General features: G+C 53.8%; 20 protein-coding genes and 2 pseudogenes. 11 read left to right on the top strand and 11 right to left on the bottom strand.

What is annotated here, in order from left to right:
* Nucleotides 1-37: 37 nt before the first annotated feature.
* The gene (locus GA0061102_RS04080) at nt 38-775 is read left to right on the top strand and encodes a hypothetical protein (RefSeq protein ID WP_092844307.1); all 738 of its coding nucleotides are present in this window, start codon (nt 38-40) and stop codon (nt 773-775) included.
* Here GA0061102_RS04080 and GA0061102_RS04075 read toward each other — a convergent pair.
* Nucleotides 726-3,059, bottom strand: coding sequence for a DNA cytosine methyltransferase (locus tag GA0061102_RS04075; RefSeq protein WP_092844305.1), 2,334 nt, complete (start codon nt 3,057-3,059; stop codon nt 726-728). The genes GA0061102_RS04080 and GA0061102_RS04075 overlap by 50 nt on opposite strands.
* Nucleotides 3,060-3,286: 227 nt before the next feature.
* On the opposite strand from GA0061102_RS04075, the gene GA0061102_RS04070 reads away from it, so the two are divergent.
* A complete protein-coding gene (locus GA0061102_RS04070; RefSeq protein ID WP_092844303.1) occupies nt 3,287-4,285 on the top strand; it encodes a S1/P1 nuclease in 999 nt (332 codons plus the stop codon).
* A gap of 159 nt (nt 4,286-4,444) precedes the next feature.
* Nucleotides 4,445-5,179, top strand: a complete 735-nt coding sequence (locus tag GA0061102_RS04065) for a hypothetical protein (protein ID WP_092844301.1) — start codon at nt 4,445-4,447, stop codon at nt 5,177-5,179.
* Nucleotides 5,180-5,197: 18 nt separating this feature from the next.
* Here the strand turns inward: GA0061102_RS04065 and GA0061102_RS04060 are convergent.
* A pseudogene (locus GA0061102_RS04060) lies at nt 5,198-5,365 on the bottom strand (transposase); the annotation flags it as partial.
* Between the two features lie 96 nt (nt 5,366-5,461).
* On the opposite strand from GA0061102_RS04060, the gene GA0061102_RS04055 reads away from it, so the two are divergent.
* Entirely contained in the window at nt 5,462-5,737 is a 276-nt protein-coding gene (locus tag GA0061102_RS04055) for a hypothetical protein (protein ID WP_139115026.1), read from the top strand.
* Between the two features lie 403 nt (nt 5,738-6,140).
* Here GA0061102_RS04055 and GA0061102_RS04050 read toward each other — a convergent pair whose 3' ends face one another.
* From GA0061102_RS04050 to GA0061102_RS04040, 3 genes are all read right to left on the bottom strand, one after another.
* Nucleotides 6,141-6,584 carry a hypothetical protein gene (locus GA0061102_RS04050; protein ID WP_092844297.1) on the bottom strand — a complete coding sequence of 148 codons (444 nt, stop codon included), beginning with the start codon at nt 6,582-6,584 and terminating at the stop codon, nt 6,141-6,143.
* Between the two features lie 105 nt (nt 6,585-6,689).
* Nucleotides 6,690-7,328: an alpha/beta family hydrolase gene (locus GA0061102_RS04045; protein WP_092844295.1), complete on the bottom strand. Its 639-nt coding sequence runs from the start codon at nt 7,326-7,328 to the stop codon at nt 6,690-6,692.
* Between the two features lie 122 nt (nt 7,329-7,450).
* Entirely contained in the window at nt 7,451-8,434 is a 984-nt protein-coding gene (locus GA0061102_RS04040) for a DUF2971 domain-containing protein (RefSeq protein ID WP_092844293.1), read from the bottom strand.
* A gap of 122 nt (nt 8,435-8,556) precedes the next feature.
* Here GA0061102_RS04040 and GA0061102_RS04035 point away from each other — a divergent pair, with 122 nt between their 5' ends.
* Together GA0061102_RS04035 and GA0061102_RS04030 are read left to right on the top strand one after the other, a co-directional pair.
* The gene (locus tag GA0061102_RS04035) at nt 8,557-9,477 is read left to right on the top strand and encodes a hypothetical protein (protein ID WP_092844291.1); all 921 of its coding nucleotides are present in this window, start codon (nt 8,557-8,559) and stop codon (nt 9,475-9,477) included.
* 386 nt (nt 9,478-9,863) lie between these two features.
* Nucleotides 9,864-10,673 carry a class I SAM-dependent methyltransferase gene (locus GA0061102_RS04030; RefSeq protein WP_092844289.1) on the top strand — a complete coding sequence of 270 codons (810 nt, stop codon included), beginning with the start codon at nt 9,864-9,866 and terminating at the stop codon, nt 10,671-10,673.
* A gap of 426 nt (nt 10,674-11,099) precedes the next feature.
* Here the strand turns inward: GA0061102_RS04030 and GA0061102_RS04025 are convergent, their stop codons facing one another.
* Nucleotides 11,100-11,489 carry a cupin domain-containing protein gene (locus GA0061102_RS04025; RefSeq protein WP_092844759.1) on the bottom strand — a complete coding sequence of 130 codons (390 nt, stop codon included), beginning with the start codon at nt 11,487-11,489 and terminating at the stop codon, nt 11,100-11,102.
* Between the two features lie 207 nt (nt 11,490-11,696).
* Between GA0061102_RS04025 and GA0061102_RS04020 the strand changes: the two genes are divergently transcribed.
* Nucleotides 11,697-12,569 carry a Rossmann-fold NAD(P)-binding domain-containing protein gene (locus tag GA0061102_RS04020; protein ID WP_092844287.1) on the top strand — a complete coding sequence of 291 codons (873 nt, stop codon included), beginning with the start codon at nt 11,697-11,699 and terminating at the stop codon, nt 12,567-12,569.
* Between the two features lie 447 nt (nt 12,570-13,016).
* Here the strand turns inward: GA0061102_RS04020 and GA0061102_RS32525 are convergent, their stop codons facing one another.
* Entirely contained in the window at nt 13,017-13,250 is a 234-nt protein-coding gene (locus GA0061102_RS32525) for an NUDIX domain-containing protein (protein ID WP_280949790.1), read from the bottom strand.
* A gap of 165 nt (nt 13,251-13,415) precedes the next feature.
* Here GA0061102_RS32525 and GA0061102_RS32520 point away from each other — a divergent pair, with 165 nt between their 5' ends.
* The 3 genes from GA0061102_RS32520 to GA0061102_RS32515 all read left to right on the top strand — a co-directional run bounded on the left by GA0061102_RS32520 (nt 13,416) and on the right by GA0061102_RS32515 (nt 15,115).
* On the top strand, nt 13,416-13,778 hold the full coding sequence (locus GA0061102_RS32520) for a hypothetical protein (RefSeq protein ID WP_139115024.1): 363 nt from the start codon (nt 13,416-13,418) through the stop codon (nt 13,776-13,778).
* 127 nt (nt 13,779-13,905) lie between these two features.
* The gene (gene plsY, locus GA0061102_RS04005) at nt 13,906-14,586 is read left to right on the top strand and encodes a glycerol-3-phosphate 1-O-acyltransferase PlsY (RefSeq protein WP_092844281.1); all 681 of its coding nucleotides are present in this window, start codon (nt 13,906-13,908) and stop codon (nt 14,584-14,586) included.
* A 160-nt stretch (nt 14,587-14,746) separates the two neighbouring features.
* Nucleotides 14,747-15,115, top strand: coding sequence for a hypothetical protein (locus tag GA0061102_RS32515; RefSeq protein ID WP_139115023.1), 369 nt, complete (start codon nt 14,747-14,749; stop codon nt 15,113-15,115).
* On the opposite strand, the gene GA0061102_RS04000 is transcribed toward GA0061102_RS32515, so the two are convergent.
* Nucleotides 15,094-15,675 carry a hypothetical protein gene (locus GA0061102_RS04000; protein ID WP_092844279.1) on the bottom strand — a complete coding sequence of 194 codons (582 nt, stop codon included), beginning with the start codon at nt 15,673-15,675 and terminating at the stop codon, nt 15,094-15,096. The genes GA0061102_RS32515 and GA0061102_RS04000 overlap by 22 nt on opposite strands.
* 183 nt (nt 15,676-15,858) lie before the next feature.
* The gene (locus tag GA0061102_RS03995) at nt 15,859-16,314 is read right to left on the bottom strand and encodes a hypothetical protein (protein WP_092844277.1); all 456 of its coding nucleotides are present in this window, start codon (nt 16,312-16,314) and stop codon (nt 15,859-15,861) included.
* A gap of 110 nt (nt 16,315-16,424) precedes the next feature.
* On the opposite strand from GA0061102_RS03995, the gene GA0061102_RS03990 reads away from it, so the two are divergent.
* Nucleotides 16,425-16,814 (top strand): hypothetical protein, encoded by a 390-nt coding sequence (locus GA0061102_RS03990; RefSeq protein ID WP_092844275.1) that lies wholly within the window; start codon nt 16,425-16,427, stop codon nt 16,812-16,814.
* Between the two features lie 229 nt (nt 16,815-17,043).
* Here GA0061102_RS03990 and GA0061102_RS03985 read toward each other — a convergent pair whose 3' ends face one another.
* Both GA0061102_RS03985 and GA0061102_RS34015 read right to left on the bottom strand, forming a co-directional pair.
* Nucleotides 17,044-18,549 (bottom strand): hypothetical protein, encoded by a 1,506-nt coding sequence (locus GA0061102_RS03985; RefSeq protein WP_139115022.1) that lies wholly within the window; start codon nt 18,547-18,549, stop codon nt 17,044-17,046.
* 104 nt (nt 18,550-18,653) lie between these two features.
* Nucleotides 18,654-19,435 (bottom strand): annotated as a pseudogene (locus GA0061102_RS34015) (IS5 family transposase).
* Between the last annotated feature and the right edge of the window lie 26 nt (nt 19,436-19,461).

Raw genomic sequence — 19,461 nt, 5'->3', positions numbered from 1 at the left:
TCACTCTTCGGGCATTCCAAGAAACTGGAGACTGCGGATGACCAGGGTGCTTGAAAATCTCAAAAGTCGAGTGGAAGCCAGGCGGGCGAAAGACGCAGAGGCTTACCTCGCTCCAAGGCTCAAGGAGCTTGAAGCGCTCGCGCCAGTTCTTCGGGCAAGGGGGTTGGAAATTGACGTGTGCGATATCAGCGATTGTACCGTTATCCGTTTCATCGACCGATACGAGGGACGGGAAAGCCCCGTGACCGTCAGCTTTCCGACCAGGACAGTCGCAAGATCAAAGGAGGCCAGATGGACCCGGGCCGAGATGGATATTTGCAAGGCCACGCCGATTTACTTCGGTGACAATGACTGGCTTTGCCTCGAACACGCCGACGACAGCGTAAGAATCGAACTTGGAGACCTGTCGCTGCGCGCGATCATCGATTGTCTCGCGGAGAAAATCGTCGAAACACCTATTCCTGAAAACGTGCCTCAGCAATGTCGTACCGAGAACGTCGAGTTCGCCAAAGCCTACAAGATCATCAAGGAAGTGACGTCGACTAAATTCGGCGCGCACATTGCAGCCCAACGAGATGCCAATGGCGTCGAAAGCTTCGCGTTCAGAGACCGCGAAAAGCGCCAATACAGGATGGAATTTGGGAAGACGGCGAAGCTCTACGTCGACGACATGGCGGTCGGCGAAGCGCCTGCGCGTTCAACCTGGGAAATCGGAGCCTTGATCGCTAAGCATTACGGGCTCGAATACTCTCCAAGCCTGAAGCGTCGAATTTAATATCGGCTTCGGTCCGCTTTCGTTCGAACGCCCTTCTCATGCTTGCTCCGACGCGTTCGAGTTGCTCGACGCTCGAATCGTCAGGATGGTCGTCGTCGCCATCGTCCAGATGGTATCGATCTTTATCACTAAGTTCGAAGCTGGCGTAATATTCTTCCGCTATCGCTCGGTTTCGCTCCCTCAGACGTTGGCGAGACTCCTCTGCCTTTTGTCGGCGGGGATCATTGGGAAATTGCACCGTTCCGTCCGGCGCTGCTCTCGCCATTGGTTTTCGAACCTGGTCTTTCATTGCCTCGTCGAGACTGATTTCTTCACCGGAAAGAACAGCATGGATCCGATGACCGATCATTCTCGCAAGCACTGGCGGGAATGCATTCCCTATCAAGCGCGCTTGTGCCGCCAAGCCTGCATCGGGCGCAAACTCCCAATCGTCGGGAATACCCTGTAGTCGTTTGAGCAGCGATATCGTGATTGGCACCAAAGGCTTTTTGATATCGGCTTTCGTTATTTCGCCGGGGCGTGGGGGACTTGGCCTAAGGTCGTTGAACGCAATCCCTCGTTCTTCCCACTGCTTCAATATTGGTTTGCGGCGGATCGGCCAGTTCACAACAGTGGGCGTGTGCCTGGCCTTATATTCGCCAAGCCACGCGTTCGCCCAGCGATCGTACTGCTCCTGTGCCTCTTCGCTGAATTCCTCGCCGTCTGGCTTGCACCAGGGTGCACCTGATAAATAGGGGAACAGAACATCTGCAACCGTCTCAAATGTTGCTTGCGAGAGTCCGTCGACCGGCGTGGGCACATCGAAGGCAGCAAAATCGTGGCTTCTTGCAAAACCGTAGGTGATGACCCGTTCGCGGTTCTGCGGAAGTCCCCAATCCAGCGCGTTGATTACAAACGTGCTGATAAAATAGCCAAGATCTTTCAGCTGACTGTAGTTTCCAAGCCGCATTTTAATGTGGTCATCGTCATTTAAGCCGGTCACATTCTCGAAAAAGAATGCGCGTGGTCGCACGGCACCGACAATTTCGATGGCCTCGTTAAACAGATTGCGCTTGTCCAATTCGCCTTCCCGCGATCCGGCTCTGGAAAGGGGCTGGCAGGGCACCCCGCCCGAAACTAGGTCAACCTTGCCATTGTACTTCGCAAACTCTTCCTCGATATTGCAGGTCTTCAGGTTTAGGCGGCTGACGTTCCAGTCTGGCCGATTAGCCTTCAGCGTCTGGCTTGCACGCAGACCATTATCGACGAGCAGCACCGGCTCGAAGCCGGAGGCGCACAAGCCGATTGCTTCTCCGCCCGCACCGGCGCACAACTCGATGGCCTGGAGCGTCTTTACCGGTCTAACACTAAAGCGGGTAAGCTGGTTGCCGTGCGCTTTGTTCCGGGAGAGGAAAGTAGTGACTGTGCCGGGACTGATCTCGCATCCGAGTTTTAGGATGCCGTCTTCCACATAGAAGTCACCGTTGGCTAAATCATCCAGGGCATAGAAACAGGCTGACTTCACACCGTTCTCGAAATCGTCGATGAGCAGAGTTCCGATATCTTCTTCGGCTCCATAAGGTCCAGGAAAGAGCGCCGTAAACAAATCACACGCGTCCCGAGCATCCTGTATAATCCATGTAATATCTGGGCCACCGCCTCTTAGACCCTCGTTCCCTTCGGCGGAAGCGCGCCGGTTGCGTTTGTTGACATATTCCGATAGGCGATCATGAAGGCGCCCAACGACATCTTCCAGTTCCCTTATCGCAAGCGTTCCTTGTTGGCGGACCGCCCGGTCGACCATCCTTTTGCGAAGCTTGAAGTTTTCTCTCCAGTCGGAAGCCGCGCGGTTTGCCAATTTCTTCGAGATTAGCCGAATTTCCGTGGCATCAATGACTTGACCGTCCTCAATCCTAAGGAGAGCTTCTCTTTGTGTCTTGCCACCCGCCCGGCTTAGCGCCTTCAATGTTTCGAAAGGAACGCAACGAACGCGGATAGTCGCCTGGGCCTCCTCGGACATTTTCTTGTGCGCCTGAGCGACCGAAATCTGGTCGTGTTCAAGGCCGCATTCCTCGTGCAGCCAGGTATCTATATGCTGTGCTGGGATGCCGCTTTCAGCTCTGAAAGCTTCCGCGATTTCGAACATTTCGAACATCGCTTTAGTCATCCTCGCACGAGTACGCATGATCTTCTTCTTGGCGTCGCTCAGTGTCTCGCGATCGACTTGGCTGAACCACGCGTTGTAGCGATCGCGCGCCGATGCGCTGCGTTCGTTTACAGTCTCTTCGATAACTTCAATCGACACGGGAGTACCAAGATGAGGTTGTATTTTTGACCTAGCAAACCGGAATTGCTGTCCCGATAAGGGATTCGCTAAAATTCTAGTCTTTGCACTTCGGTGGTCTGGACCATTTCCCAAAACCACATAATCGAAGTATGCTCGCAAAAGTGGCTATCGAGTTTCGAGATTTTCATACGAGCGTTGAGAAAGTCTGGCTAGATCTCCTCGTGACACATTGAAGAGGACCTGACATGCGCCCACTTACCTCCATATTCGCATTGCTTTTGGTGATCTTGCCTGCACATGCGTTCGCCTGGGGGGCCAAGGGGCATCAGGCCGTCGGAGCGATTGCAGACTCGAATCTCAATCCGCACGCCAGGGCAATGGTCGCATCCCTCATCGGGATGAGTTTGGAACAGGCCGGGCCGTGGCTTGATTGCGTAAAGGACATCAAGGGCTCGAAGGGTTCACTGCATTACGTCGAGGACCAGCGTTACGCCGAAGGTTGTTCCGTTTTCTGGACCGCTGATGCAGAGCAGCAGATGGTCGCCTTCGCCGAAAAGAACTGGGACAACTGTACCCCCTGGAGCGATGGAAACCCATGCCACGATCAATACCACTTCGCTGACGTCGATATCTCATCCGTGAACCCGGCCTATAAGTTGGGTGAGCCGGGAACCAACGATCACGACGTAGTCCAGGCGATTGACGCGGCGATTGCGGTCCTCCAAGGAAACCGTGCGCCTAAACCATTCGCCGATAGCATGGATCAACGCGAAGGTTTGTTGATGCTCGCACATCTGGTCGGAGATCTTCATCAGCCGCTGCACGTCGGCGCGATTTATCTTGACGGTGATGGACACGAAACGCCCGCGACGTCAGGCGACGATTCTGATCCAGCGTTCACGCGGGGAGGGAACTTTATGTTCGTCGCATCAAAAAACCTTCATTCGATCTGGGATGACGTTTCGGACGCAACAATTACGAGGGCAAAATCCGTACCTGCATCCGATATTGCTCCAACCGTGGGATCGCTGAACGACTGGGCCGCCATATGGGCATCGCAGACGATCGATGCCGCTAGAGCAAATTTAGAAGTCTTAAAAGTCGAGCCAGAAACCGGACCGCACCATTGGCCGGTCGATGCAAAAGCGAGCCCGTATGCTCAAAAAATTGCGGACATTCAGGCTCAGCAGTTGGCTTTGGGTGGGCATCATTTCGCCGAGCTGCTCAACGCGATCTGGCCCTGACCGGCGCACCGTTTTCGTGCCCAGGTCCCCGTCAAACCCCGGTGCTAACTGTCTCGTTTGCTTCTGAGCAAAGCTACATACGGTTTACCGATCTCTTCCGTAAGTCGTTTATAGAAAAGATCGGGTGGTCAACGTTGCTCCGAAGCGCAGGGAGATGACATGGGTATTGCAGTAAGTGGAGTTATTTTCGATCCTATAAAGGATTTCGACGTTTCAATGTTGAATAGAGCTTTTGCGCTCCGTTTGGAGAAAATAGAAGGGAAGTTCTATCCGGATACAAAACCGAGATTTGACCCCAGAAACAAGGGAGATTTCATCGTAAATCTCGGGGATGAACATACTTGTATTATGAACGCGGCGGTCGCTGATGATCTTTTATTCGAAAATGACCTCACTTCCTACCATGTGCTTTCGAGAGAGTTCCCTACCGTCGATAGGATGATCTTCTTCTGTCTTTACGATTCTGGTGGCTCGTATGGATATTCCGCTTTTGCGCATGGGGAACTACTCCGACGCAAATTGTACACGGTACATGAAGGGCACGTCGAAAACGGCACACCGCTCGCCGTCGAAGAAAAATGGCAACCGGCCATTTTAACAGATCAGGAGATTATTGATGAAGGTTTCGAAGACGGTGACGAACGACGTTTCTTCCGCCACGTAACGAGCGGCATACTTGCTGACGATACAATGGTGAATAGTTATGTCGTCGATGAATTGCTTCGGGCCGAATACGGCTGGTCACCTTTTGATGACGGTGAGCCATCTGAATATGGATACTACAGAACCGTCGAATCTGCGCCTTCGGTTGTTCCGTTTGAACAGGAAAAGGCGCGTGGAAGTCAGCCCGTACCCAGTTCGATCAAAAGCTTTTTGAGAAGATGGTTTCAGTAGATTGAGAATCGTGGGCTAGGGGCCATATCGTTCCGGCATGTCGCGCCATGGTGCACCGGATCGCAAAACCCAGAAAATGCCGTTCAAGACTTTTTGGTCGTCAACACGAGGCACACCACGCGGCTTGTGGGGCAACAGTGGCTCGATCACGCGCCATTCGAAATCGGTCAGGTCATATCTGTTCATGCGGAGCCTGGATTATAATTCACAGCGACAGGAAAGCCTTCTTCCTTACGGACGTTGAACCAGCTTATGCTGCGGATGCAGCAGCAGGAAACAAAGATGAGCCTGAATATCGTAGTTGAAACCATCGAAGGTTTTGAACATCCAGCATGGGACGCCGTACGCCATGGACCAGATCGTATGATCGCCGCGATCTTAACGTCTTTGCCGAGCATCGAAATACGCGACTATGAGGGCGACCAGCTTCTCAGGCCAGCCAACTTCACGCTGTGGAGGAACGCAGCACCGGATGATTCTGAAGCAAGGTCGAGATACTTGGAGCTGATGAAAATCCTCGAAACGGAGCCGAACTATTGGCTCCATCTGAGCTATTGAGGAGACTGGCTCATTCTGTCAACGATCGCGGCCAATACGATTTATGAGTTCACAGCCTAGATCTGTCCTAGACCTGGAAATTAGGAGAGTACGGCTTGCACTGCGATAGCCACAAAGAACAGGATAATAACGGCCGCCGCCATCAAGGTGACCTGGCGATTGGCTCGCTGAAGGACACGAAATTGCCGTCCCTGTTTCGCGCGAAGGCGATACCCTCGGATGGGGACGATATTAGAGCGGCCTTGTTCTTTTCTCCCGGACGTGGCTGCCTCCCAGTAGAAGATGCCCGCCTCTGATTATAGCAGCCGACGGCACATTTTTCACGGGTTGAATCAGCGCTTTGAGAAGGAGATGGGCGGAATGCGATATCTGACAATGCCGCCGAACAGCCGTTGCGAACAAGCTATAACTCAAAGCTGGCACCCCAGCTGGTAATTGGCCAATGGTCGTCGCGCCCTTGGCCAACAGTGAAATGCAAGTTGTTCAGCAGTTTCTCCTTAAAGAGCCACGCCGTCTCAGTGAACTGCTGCCGTGTCACCTCAAGCCCGAGGTTGAAGGAGGGTATGTTCTCCGACTTAAACATAAAACCAGCCTCAACTCGCTCTGGGGTAAATGGCGTGCGTACCCAGAACGACACGGCTGCAGGCCACCGCATTTTTGTGCGTGGCGAGAGCACAACTGCACCGACGATGAGATAGGTGAATTCTACGGACATTGGAGGGGGGCCGGGCTGAATGTGCTGACCGATGGAGCCGGACGGGCGTTTTGCAAACTCGCCGCTCCAGTCTCCGACCTCTACGTCAGGCCATGCAATTTTACTTGGTTCCATCTTAGCACGTTTTGGCATACGGGACCTCATTGGCTGCTACCTTCGGCTGCCCGAGTGTAAAGTGCGGCTACTCGATCACCCGTCAAGGCCAAGCTCCATCGTTCCGACACGGGTTTCCGGGGCCTAATGTAGCTGAGAGACCCATTCAGCTATGTGATCGGCGACAGTCGTGACATGCGCTGCAGCCGTCCGTCCGGAGACGGCCTTTCTCGGCCGAAAGTCGTGATCTCCATCTTCCAGCCAGAGAACTTCGATCATTTTAGACAGTTTGTAGCCGGAGACCTCCTCTCGCGATCCGAATAGGTCACGCGTCCCCTGGCAGATGAGGGTAGGTGTCTTCATTTCTGCGAGATGAGCGGTCCGCAAACTGTCCGGCTTTCCAATCGGATGAAACGGGTAGCCTAGGCAGAGCAGTCCGGAGATCTTTCCGGTGGCGCGGAGGTTGTCCGCGATCATGCTGGCCACACGTCCGCCCATGGATTTCCCCGCGATCACAAGCGTTCCCTGCCAAGCGAGTTCGTCTGTCACGGCTTCGTATTCCTGCCTCAAAAGTTCGGCGCGAGGGGGCGGCGACCGTTTTCCGGTAGACCGTCGTTCCGACATGTAATCGAACTCGAACCGGACGATCCGTAGCCCTTTCTCGGAAAGCGCTTTGGACATATTTTCCATCCACGTCGTGTCCATTGCACCGCCCGCACCATGAGCGAGAACGATCGTGATCTTGGCGTCTTCAGGGCCGGTGACGAGAAAGTCGTAGGGCATTCAGGTTTCTCTTGTTTGTGGGATCTGTCATACCAAGACGAGAGCTGCTGCAGAAGAGCCGGTCGCGATCTACGCAACAACGGCAAGTATCGTCACCTATAGGGGGCGATTGGCGCGAACCATTAGAAGGAACGGTATGGTATCGTAGACCGAATTATTCTCACATCGCCTTCGACCTTTAGGTGTCTGAGCATCTCCTTAATTCTCCGTTCTGCATCATTATCGGCCGTTGGCCCGATAACAATTTCCATGAGGGAGCCGTCTTCCTTGAGCGGCATTCGATATGGAACATAGGGAATTGTCTCGGTGCCCCGCGTTCTCGCTTTTATATATGGATTTAGCGCGTCGGGCGTGCCCAGCATCACAAGGCGAACCTCATGCTCGGCTTGGTAGGCGTCGTGTTTCGATGTCAATGAGTTCCATATCCAGGCTGTTGCGGCGAGTTCGAGTGAAATCTCGCGATAGAAGAGGAGGCGAGCTGGCTGCGGCAGCTGACGAAACCATTCGGACTCTGCGGCGGCAACGATTGTATCTAGCGCGTGTTGTAGTGATTGGGCGTAACGGCGGCGAACCGCCTTTGGCTCATAGCGCACAGGCCCTACGAAGACCCTTTCATTGGCCGGTCCTATCCGCTCCTCGACGGCAAAAAGCTTTGGTGACAGCCCAATCGCGAATCCGCGCCCATTATCACCATATGCTCGCCATTGATCTAAATAATCACGGTGCTCACTGAAGCTGCATATGAAAAATCGCAGATGACCAGCGGCGAGGTTTTCGCTTTTGAACAGGTCGAGAAGCACATCCAGAAATTCGGCAGTTTGCGCTGTTCTCGGCCAAGGAAGCGACTTGGCTAGCGAAATTGCCGCATCAACCCCATGGAAGAGTTCCGTTGGATCGTTCAAATGTCGATAGTCCGTACACCAAAAGCTTTCGCCCTCAATTATTCCTCTCAGGCCGCGTTCGTCGGTAAAATGATAGAGCGAGCCGGTGACTTCATCTGCTCGTTCCTCCTCCCCGAGGTCGGCCTTCAGACGGAGTTCCAGCAGCCAACGTTGGCGTTCGAATTCCGCTAGGGGCAGGAGAGTGACGTTGGGCTCTTTTCGCATGTACCGTTAGTAGCAAATTCACTGCAGACGCTCTACCGTCTCGTAGGCTGATGAGAGCTGCGCTCGGATGGTGAAAACCTTCGGGCAAAAAAGAAAGTACAGGCAGTAAATTCGGGAACAGTGTGATGCGATATACGATTTCTGATGCGATAAGGGATTTACGCCCTATCTTAGACAGGGCACCACCTGAGGCGGTCATTGGAGAATGGGTCGCTACCACGACACAAGCTGGATTTTCCTCGCAGTCGGGCACCTACAAGAACATCAAAGGTGCTGCCGTTTACACGGCTCCACACAAGATCATTAGGGACGTTGTCGAGAAGCTCGAAACATCGCAAACACAGCCTTTCAACAAGGTCATCGTCCGTTGGACGAAGAAGAAAATGCCGTTCTTGCGGGCACGCGTAACGGTCGAGACAATATTCGACGAAGCGATCGTGCCGCGCGGTCCTGATAGCCCGGTTTACGAGGCCGCCGCCGTCGCGAGGCTTAATTTCTGGAAGGCGCGTGGCGAAGTGGCCAACGACTTTGCTGCTGAACGAGGCGAAGTCAATATCCACAACCAGACGAAATGGTTCGGACCGCATCACCGGGTTATTGCCGTTAGGACTCGCTCAAGCTTAACGCTTGCTACCGACGGGCTTTCCACGCCGTGGGCAGGGGTAACAGAACAGGAAAATGGCGTGGAATGTGAACTGTTCATGGAGTTCGATGTCACAACGGTGGACGACAAGAAAATCAATGATTGGGCGCGTTTGCTGATCAGCATCGGAGATCTTGTGGCGGATGGCTATGGTGTGGCAGGGGACGTAAAAAAATACGGCGCAATTCTGTTTTGTCGTCTGACAGACGAGCACAGCCCAATGACCCAGATCATTCTCAGCCATGATAGTGCTCAGATCGAAGGGTTGCCCTTCGGCTCGGTTCCGTTGATCCGCGTGACACCGATCGCAGAGGTCGAAATCGAAGGTCAGGACCTATCTGACAGATGGGCAGCAAATGCTGCAAAACATGCTCTGGCAAAACGACAGTTCGCAATTTAGTCAGAATCGGAGGAGCTGCTATCGTATATCGGTGCGTTTTGATTTCCGTGGTGATTTAACCCAGTTTTGCGTTTGGCAACGACCCTACCGAGAATTCGAACTATCTATCTTTTCAAGGCGTTGTATCTGTCTAGGCGCGTCGGCGTAAAATGGCATTCAAGGTCAAAACCTCGCGGAACTCAACAATCGTGGCCCTCATAGCGACGCTGGAATGAAGATGTCTGTCGGCTGAGGAGGCGATAAACTCTCGGTATTGCGCCATCCGCAGTCTTTGCAATCCTGTTCAACTTGGGTAGGACAACTCTCCTTGGTTCTGCAACTCGACGCTCTACCGCTGAAATGGCCATGCCGTTGAAGATAGCGTCGACGAAAATGTGGATGCAGGTATGACGGATAACAACGCCATCGAACCCGATCCCCAATATTTGCACGCAAAGGCATGGGCTGAAGAATACGAGCTCGTTGATCGCCAGTTTTCCTCGCTCGGGCTGATAGCCATGCAGGAGTTGCAACTGGTTCACGGCGAGACGGTGCTCGATGTCGGCTGCGGCACTGGGCAAACACTTCTGCAACTGGCAGAGCGCGTTGGGGGCAACGGCCACGTTTTGGGTGTGGATATCGCTGGGCGGCTGCTCGAAGTCGCCGCGCGAAGGACCGCGCATCTTGGTCATGTGACGCTGATCAAATCCGATGCTCAGATCCTTGATTTACCGTCTCACAGCGTCGACGCCGTATTTTCTCGTTTTGGCGTGATGTCGTTCAATGACCCAGTTGCTGCGTTCTCGAATTTTCGCCGGATTCTGAAGCCTGACGGTCGGCTCGCCTTTTGTTGTTGGCAGGCTCTGCACGAGAACGAATTAGATCACTTTCCGCTTGAGGCAGCGGGGTTTCCTAAAGCCGCCGACGAGAGACCGTTCAGTCTTTCTGACCCACAGTATGTTCAAACTGTCCTCGCTACCGCCGGGTTCGACGCCGTTGAGGTCAGACCTCACAAAGAACTCGTCACCAGTGGTGACGTGGAAGCAATGACGCGGGTACTGCTCAAAGTAGGGCCGCTTGGTAAAATTGTCCGGGAGAACCCGGCCATCCAGTCTACGGTGGAGCCCAAGCTGCGAAAAGCTCTGGAGAGTCTCGGCGACCAAGTCAGCACACGCCTTGCCGCCGCAATATGGATCGTTACGGCCCGGCCTAATTGAACACCAACAATGGCCCGCCGCGAGTGCGCTCAGCTGAAGCCTTCGTCGGGTCGAAAGCTGTGCTCGCGAGGCTCAATACCTTTGAGAGGAAATCACCTGTGGATCAGTCGGCCGCTACCTCAGCCCGATGCGACATAGCTTGGCGAAGCTGGTTTGATTCAGGCTTGGTCCTCTTTCCCTTTAGGGAAACGCTCCCCATTCTATTTGGGATGAGGTTCTGCCTTGGCCATTTGGCCAAAAGATGGGGCTAGCAGCGTAAGGTCATCGCCACGACGTCTCGGAAGGTCCAGCGCCGCAATTGCAGGTACAAGATTCTTCAGGAATTCTGGAGCGGATGCCACCGACCGTGGTGCTAGCGTTCTTGGCTACCTTGCTCCAGGAGTGATCATTCAACCGAGTGACATGAGCCGCGAGCAGGCAGACAGATTATGCGGGCGGCAACTGAAGTCCGTTGGGTAGCGAAATCCAGATGACAGTCTGCGCCGCTGGGGAATGGCGCGACAGATGGCCCTTGCCGTGCGTATCCTCTACCAACACAAAGCTGCCCGCCTGTACGTGGCGCACCTCTCCGTCGCTCGTCTCGTATTCAACCGACCCATCCAGCCTAACCGTAAGCACCGGCTCGGGGACATTGTGCCAAGCAACCTCTCGCATGCCTGCGGGGATGTGGGTAAGGCGGACGCGGGACGCCGGGTAACTGGCCGTAACGTCGAACGGCACGGCATCGGGATGTACCGACACCTTCGTTGTCGGCAACTCAACTTCGTCGAAATGTGACTCGCCATCCGGAGTGGCATAGATGCGAAGGCACTTCATTGCAGCTGTCTCCTTGTGGTTCGCCCTGCCGAACCAACGCAGGCCTACCATGACGAAACGGGGTAACGCCATCGCCGTAATCCGGGCGGAGGCTAAGTCTTTGACCGAACACGCAAGGTGGGGTCATTGCGCAGCGCATAAAACTCCCTAAGGTAGCCGCCGAACCTCCATTACTCGGAACCCGTCGAATTCCATCCCGGAAGTACTATGAAACTTACACTGAACAGGGATTTTCTTGAACTACACTCCTTGCCGCTGCACGTCATCCTTGTGGTTATTGATCGAGCAGGCCAGCTTACGACGCATTGGCACGAGCGCACCATGCCACAGTCGTTGCTGGGAAAGCGTGTTGGCGTTGTCGTCGATGACACAGGATGGCGAAATACGACCGCGTTCGATCTTGGCGCGAAGGCGATGGGCGGGATATGCGTTCAGTCTCCAATCAGCTTCAATGTCCGCGAAATCACCGTCGATCTTGCTGGATACCTCGACAACTGGTTCGACCTTCTTGTCATCCGGACGAAGGAGCTTGCCACATTGCGAGAGCTTGCTTTCATAGCCGAAGCGCCTGTCATCAATGCTCGAACAAAGACCAATCATCCCTGTGAGACGCTCGGCGATCTTGCCTATATCAAGAGTGTCAGAGGAACATTGGACGGTCTGAAGGTTGTCGGAGTTGCTGCGGATGCCAACATCTTTCGATCTTGGGTCGAGGCATCGAAGGTCATGCCTATTCACGTCACGCAGGTTTATCCAGAACGCTGGCACGTTACCGATCCCGACCTGCTGAACGAGAATTTCCAGACTAGCACCGATATACGCGACGTCTCGGAAGCCGACGTGATCGTCACAGATTCCTGGCCCAGTGACGGGACAGAGAACGAGTTTTTGCCTTACCAGGTGACGGCTTCTCTTCTCGACAGCGGACGAAAAGATGCGATCTTTCTGCCGTGCCCTCCAGTCGCGCGGGGTAAGGAAGTGGCGGCCGATGCCATGTTACACCGAGCCTGCCAAAGCCGCCCGGCCAAGGAATTCCTACTTCATGCACAGAACGCGTTGATGGAATGGGCGCTGTCCTAATCATCCGACTGAGGCGTGTTGGATGCGATGAGGGGGTAGCCGCAGCAGTAGCTGGCCGAAAGCGGATCGGGCTTCATTCTTGCTCTTTGATAATAGCGGATCCGCAGCCTGCCAAGCCTTAATGCAACTACACAATCTGGAAGGCCAATCATGGGCGGGATCAATATTTATTGCGGTTCGTTCGTAGGCGATGACAAATCGGGAACCATGTTCGAAACAGTCCTGGCCGAAGTGACCGCACATGCTCGCAATGTCGATACTACAAGGATCATCCGGAGTATAATATCTTCAATCGACGATGCTCGGGATCATATCTTGATTTCTCCAGAAGACGCGGCGAACTTGATTTCCCCGTTTACTGACTGCTTGGATCACTATCGCAACAAATTCAGTGCCGACGATTTGAGAGCGTATTGCCTCATCGATCTATTGGAAGCATGCAAAACCTCAGCCATGGAAACGGAACCAGTCGCCATAGTTTGGTAGGACGTCGCCGATGAGGACCTTTCCCTCCGCCATTACGCAAGCTCGAATAAGGGTCTCGTTCCTCGTCGAGCCTGCCAGCCAAGAGAGTGGGGCAAGCCCACTCTCTTCCCAAAGTTCGTGCTTCGCGGCGTCGACGGGCGTTTCATTGATCTCGATAGTGCCTTTCACGAACTGCTTTCCGGCGGAACGGTGCACAAAGGCGAGAGCCTCCAAGCTGCTACCGAGCGCTCTGTAAACAATGGGATAACTTTCTCCACTTTGCCTTCGATCCGAAGTGACAGAGCCTACGATAGGCAGGTTGAACCGTTGTCTTACGTGTGGCACAGCTCAAGCTGGACGAGCAGCCGCAGGGAGAAAATTGTGTACTATGACCCAGATTACCCCACACTTCTGCCGCCCCTTATAGCGCTGCCGCTGATTCTTGTTCTGAACATCCTCGTGCCCATTGCGGCATTTCGTCGTGCTCGGGCTGCCGAGCGCCGGAAGTGGCTGCCGCATACGCTCGCGTTTTTCTGGGTACTGGTGTCGGTATACACCTTCTACCTGGTTGGAATGCCCAAGTTAGCCGCCGACGAGGAGCCAGGTCCTGGCGATGGTTTCTTGCTGCTTCCAGTACTGCTGGAAACAGCAGTCATAACCATTGGTTATCTTTTTGCTTTAGTTTGGCTGCTTTTGAGCCGTCTGGTCGGACGAAACGCCTCCCGATCTCAATCGCCATCCTGAATCAACAGACACAGCCCACAGCGGTTATTTTTCGGCGGCGTACGCGCTTGACTTTGATGCTGGCCAGAGGAATTTGCGCCTACAAGGGGAACAAAATGGCGATAATCTTAGAGGGAAGGTGGGCCTGATGACGTTTTGGATCGGAAGTTCCCTTGGTTTGATAATCGCTTATCTCTTGGGTTCCGTTCCGACCGGCTACCTCCTGGGGAAATTGCTTCGGGGAATCGATATCCGAGAGCATGGTTCCAAATCCACAGGGGCAACGAATGTACTCCGAACTCTGGGCAAATGGCCTGCCTTCGTCGTGCTTCTCGTTGATGTGCTGAAAGGCGTCGCCGCAATTCTCTTTGCTCGCTGGTTTTATCCTTGGTTGTCCACGTTGCCATTCGTCCTGCCACCGACAACGCTTGATTTGGAAACCTTGGTGCCGTGGGCTGTTTGCCTATCGGGCCTGGCGGTCTTGTTGGGACACGGGCGGTCGATCTGGTTGAATTTTACTGGCGGCAAATCCGCTGCAACGGGGCTGGGCCTATTGTTGGCGATGTCTTTGCCCGTTGGTTTAGGTGCTGCGGCGGTTTGGGTTGTTGTGCTGGCGACTTCTCGAATCGTTTCTCTCAGCTCGATCTTCGCGGCTTTAACCGCAGTTGTGGTCGTCTTCATAGTCGAGCAACCGCTACCTTACCGGCTACTGGTGGTCGCAGGTGGCCTATACGTGATCGCCCGTCACCGCGCCAATATTCAGCGGTTACTGGCCGGAATGGAGCCCCGGGTTGGGCAAAATGGGTTGGGATCGAAAGTGGGGCAGTAGGCTCGGTGAAGAGACCGTCCTCTCGGATTTTGACGTGCCACGGATGCCGTGGCTAAGTGGCTCGGCAACTGATCTCAACCAGGGTACCGTCTTCCAGATTGAATTTGTCCATTCCGACTAAAAGAAATCCTTAGTTCGAGGTGAGCGCGAGAGACGGCGGATGAGGCCTGTCTTTGATGGCGGCAACCTCTCGCACTTCTTTGCCGGGAGCATATACCTTTGCAACAAGCCTGCGGTCGAAGGGAAGATCGGACGTTCCTTCAACGATGATCATCGTCCCATTGCGACTTTCCGCACAAAACGCTCCCAGAATTTTTCGCACTCACCGTTCTACTTAAGTCGAACCCGCGTTTCACTTGGCGGTCGGATTACAAAGGGATGCACAAGGTCCGCCGCACCTCGCCTCGCGGTCGATGGTGAAGGCGTCGCCATCGGGAAATCGTTTCAAAGGATGGAAGTCGCCTTGAAAAATACCATTCGCCGCATGGGAAAAGCAGTTGCCGCAGCCTACTTTGAACACCTTCCGTAAAGTAGTGGGAAGCCATCGCTCATGCTGATTTCCAATAAGACGTTTGGACTGTACGGGACCATAACGCTTTCCCGGTCTGCGTAGCGCAAAATTGATGAAACGGCTTGTTCTTTTATTCTTGAGGGAACGGATTTGCCGGTAGCGTCCAATGCAGCAATCCTACCATCAATACGTGCTTTATAAGCTCCTCTTATGCTATAGAAACTACCTGCCTTGTTTACATATACATCGGAAATTTCTTCTTTGCTCCAGCATCGAGAGAAAGAATATTCGTCCAATACTGTAAATATTATCGCATTTTCTTTGCATGCCTTCTCAATCTTATCCTGATTTACATCAATTTGGTCAAGCATCACCCACTTGCCGCCAATGCTCACCATCAACTGCTTGGATTTCATTGCGTTAACGCTCTCCCTGTCGAGGTATCCAAAATCCGTACCGTAGATACTGAGTTTGGAAGCTCTGAATTCATCGGCTAGCTGGTCAGCTGAGGCAGAAGTCCACGACATGGCGAATATCGCAAGGAAGGAAAGGACACGCAGGAATACGATGTGTTTCATCTTTTCACTCAATCAAAGGTTCAGGTCCTCATTGCTAACACCTGAAACCTTGAAGAGTCATAAAACCATGAGATGTGTCGCGACGAGCGGCTATGTGCCGATGCGTACGTGCGGGATGAGTGTTGTGAAACTTCGCTGACATCCGTTTCACGGTCGGCACGAAATCGGGTGGCGCAGTGCTCCCTATTCGAGCGTTGCGTCCTTACGCCTTTCAACCAGCGGAGCGATCCCTGCAAAGAAGAATGGAATATTGTCTTCCGGTCCATTCGTAGTCCGGCCTCTGATTTTTCCCATTACCATTACGCCGATACGACAATCCGGTTCGCCGACAACCAGCACGAATGGGTTGTCTTGATCGCCGCGAAGATAGCGTCCGCCAAACCGACGTCGCGCAGTCTCGAAAACATAAGCAGAGGCTACGAAATGCAGGTCGTCAGGGAGCTGTGCCTGGTTTTGGTAGAAGTCCTGTAGGACCTGATCCACCAGGTTCAACGAGTCTTCTGAGTAATCGAGTTTCGGTCCATCGATGGGTGCTCCGGGGCGAGAGAACGCATTCACAAAATCCGCTGCCTGAGAGGCAATGGCGTCTTCGATTGTAGCTGGCATTCTCCTGCGCTTTAGAAAGTCGAACAGTCCCATACGCCTTATGATCTCCCTAACATTCGCCGGATCGTTCGCATTTTACGCGTGCACGAAATGCGATTGCAACTCCACCTGGGATAATAGTGATGCAGGAGAGGTGATCGAACATGACGCTTGGCGGACTTTTCGGGCGAGTAGCCCTCATATTGCTATTTGGCTTGGTGCTCGTTCCGTTGGCAGGTGGCGGTCTGGTCTGGGTAGTGGCCCTATTTCTCGTGGTGCCTGCAATCGGGATGTCCGTGTTCATTTTCGCGCCAATTGAATATGTCGCCGCTCGGCTCGGCGTCAGATGGCTGGCCTGGATCGCAACCCCCTTTGTCGGCGCGGGTATTCCCTGGCTGTACGAATTCATTGCGCCGAACAGGGCTAATTTCTTGGCAGGCATCTCTCAACTATGCTTTGTGTCCGGCGTGATAGGCGTTCTCTGGACAATATCGTCTCTGATGGCGGCGTTGTTGCAGCAGCCGCCTTTGCCAGACAAACGGCTATTCGATTAGGTCCGAGGTGTGGTCCCGGTCGACAGCCGCATGGGAAACGGACTAGCAGTACCCGAGCATTGGAAAGATGGATTTTGGAGACGCTATCGCGAAGTGCGTCGCGTCCCGGCAACGTGGGCAAATGGCCTCCACAAGCGAGTCGCAATTCGGATTTCCTGCTCTCGCATCATTTTGGGTGGATTCAGGAAGCTTCAAAATTCCGAAGTCTTCAGGGCCCGATCTCCACGGATCAAAAAGGCGACATCGGAACCAAAGTTGTAAGCTTCTGAACTAACCGCCCCCACCACGAAACGGTAGTGGGCTGTCGGTGAGCCCTTTGCTGAACTATCGCCTTCAAAAGGTCCGGATCCCAACCACGCTCTTCTGTCCTTCTCTCGAAGGTCAGCCCGATTTCAGCCGAAATAATCGAGAGCACCCGTCGACCATATTCAGTTGTCTCCAGGCTGGGCTGGAGTACACGATAAAGATCATCCTTGGACCCGCGCCTCAGTCCGGGCTTTGTAAGGAATTGGTCTACCTCTTGTGAGATCAGGGCGGCAAATTCGTGCGGCTCTTTCATATTTGCAGTCGCGCGAAGGAGGCCGTATTCATCAAGAAGCTCGCCACGCATCGCTATCCGTCCGTCTCTATGCCGAATCAGTGCGAAGTAGATGCCGAAAGAGATCATAGCCGTGTCGCGCCATCCGAATTTCTCGATGTAGCGCTTCATGATGACATCGGTCGAATGGACTTCGTGCTCCCCATCCCGTTTGGCGAGATAATCGCGAAAGACGACATGAGCGCTAGGGTCAAGAAGCAAAAGTGCCTGCATGGCGGGAGCAAGGGCTCCCTGGTTCTCCGGTCCCCATATCTGACCAATTCTTTTCGCCTCTATGACAGCAGGCTGAACTGCAAGATAATTGACCAGCAGACATCGAAGGTTCGGAACGACGGGCAACGGCTCCTTTATCAAGCGTTCGAAGAATGCCGTTTCTGTGATCGTTCGCTTTCCGACTTTGAACGATACCTCGAATACATCCCCTTGAATAAGTTCGGCCAAACGCTCGTGAACGTCATCGGCTAGTGCTCGCAGTGCGTTCGCGATGGGAGCTTCCGAGAACTCTTCGACTGAGACAACATGCCGATACTCGGATTTTGCTAGGAAGCGTTTGACTAGCGCTTCTGGCGGATAAACAGCGGTATTCTCACGAAAGCCGTCTTCACTTTCGTAGATCAGCTTGGATGAAGATTCGCCCTCCCGCCAATCCCGCCGAATATAGACGGAATTTGAGTACACGCGTATTTCGACCTGTCGGAGATCCGACACATCAACAATTTCATGAACGGGGGGAGATAGCCTGCCACTAAAGCGTTCGAAGCTGAAGACGGGAGAGTAAGTGCCATCAAGCCCGAGCCATCGGAACTCGGTCTCTCTTCTCTCGCGATTCTTCCAGTGATCGAATTGTGTCCAGAAGCCGGAGCCATCGGCATCCCAGACGACCTTTTGAACAAACTCTGGCGGCACTCCCTTTCTAGTCTCGATACGCGTGAGCAGCTTGGGCTGATCTATTTGCCAGAGTTCGAGGGTGCCCTTATGCCGACGACACGCCTTGTTGATCTCATCCTTGGTTGGTGTTCGACCAAGCGAGCCCAAATAGGGTGCAAGCGCATAAGTGCCATTTGGGCTAAACCATTGCAGTGGCATTGGCTTTTCTGGCAGGGGCGTGAAACGCAATGACCAGTCGGACGGATCCATGCGGCAAAAAACAAACTGCGGTCCTGCGGTATTTGGAAGGTAACATAAGAAGGTCAATTGACCTGAAGAATCCTGCGAAATCTCTGATGCGATATCAAGATTGACTAGGCGATGTTGACAAAGTATGGCAACCAGATCTTAGCGGCGGCGATAGCGAGGAAAGCAGCGTATGATGTTTTGGTTTTGTCGTAGCGCGTGGCAATGCGACGGAACTGCTTCATTCGGTTGAACATGCGTTCGATGCGATTGCGATCCTTGTAAGCGCGGTAGTCGCAAGGTGGCGGGTTCTTCCGGGTTGATCGCGGCGGAATGATCGGACGAGTGCCATGCAGCAGAAGTTCCTCGCGGATGGCGTCCGCATCGTATCCCTTATCGGCAAGCATGCGGCGGGGCCGACCCACTGGCAGCGCGAGCAAGCCAGGAACGGCACTGTAATCGGAGGCTTCGCCGCCTGTCAGGATAAAGCCAAGAGGGCGTCCTTGACCGTCTGCGCGGGCGTGGACTTTCGTCGTAAAGCCGCCGCGTGATCGACCAAAAGCCTCCTTATGAGTCCCCCCCTAGCGCCGGCAGCCTGTGAATGGCCCCGGACTGTCGTGCTATCGATCATATGCTGCCAATCGTCTGTCAGGCCCAGCTCGACGAGCGTCTCGAGTAAGGCATCCCAGACGCCTTGCTCGGCCCAACGTCGGAAACGCACGTAAACTGAATTCCACTTGCCGTATCGCTCATGCATATCGCGCCACGGACAACCGACCCGCAGCACGTGAAGCATCCCGTTCAAAAAGCACCGATTATCATGCAACGGGCGCGACTTGCGCCCGCGTTCCCTCGGTAAAAGTGGCTCGATGATCCGCCACTCTGCATCGCTCAAATCGCCACGTGCCAAAACTGCCTCCTAAAAGGTAGTCTTGA

Source organism: Martinezella miluonensis (assembly GCF_900094545.1).
Lineage (GTDB): Bacteria > Pseudomonadota > Alphaproteobacteria > Rhizobiales > Rhizobiaceae > Rhizobium > Rhizobium miluonense.
The sequence above is the reverse complement of the archived record's forward strand: the minus strand, read 5'-3'. Positions and strand labels throughout refer to the sequence as shown.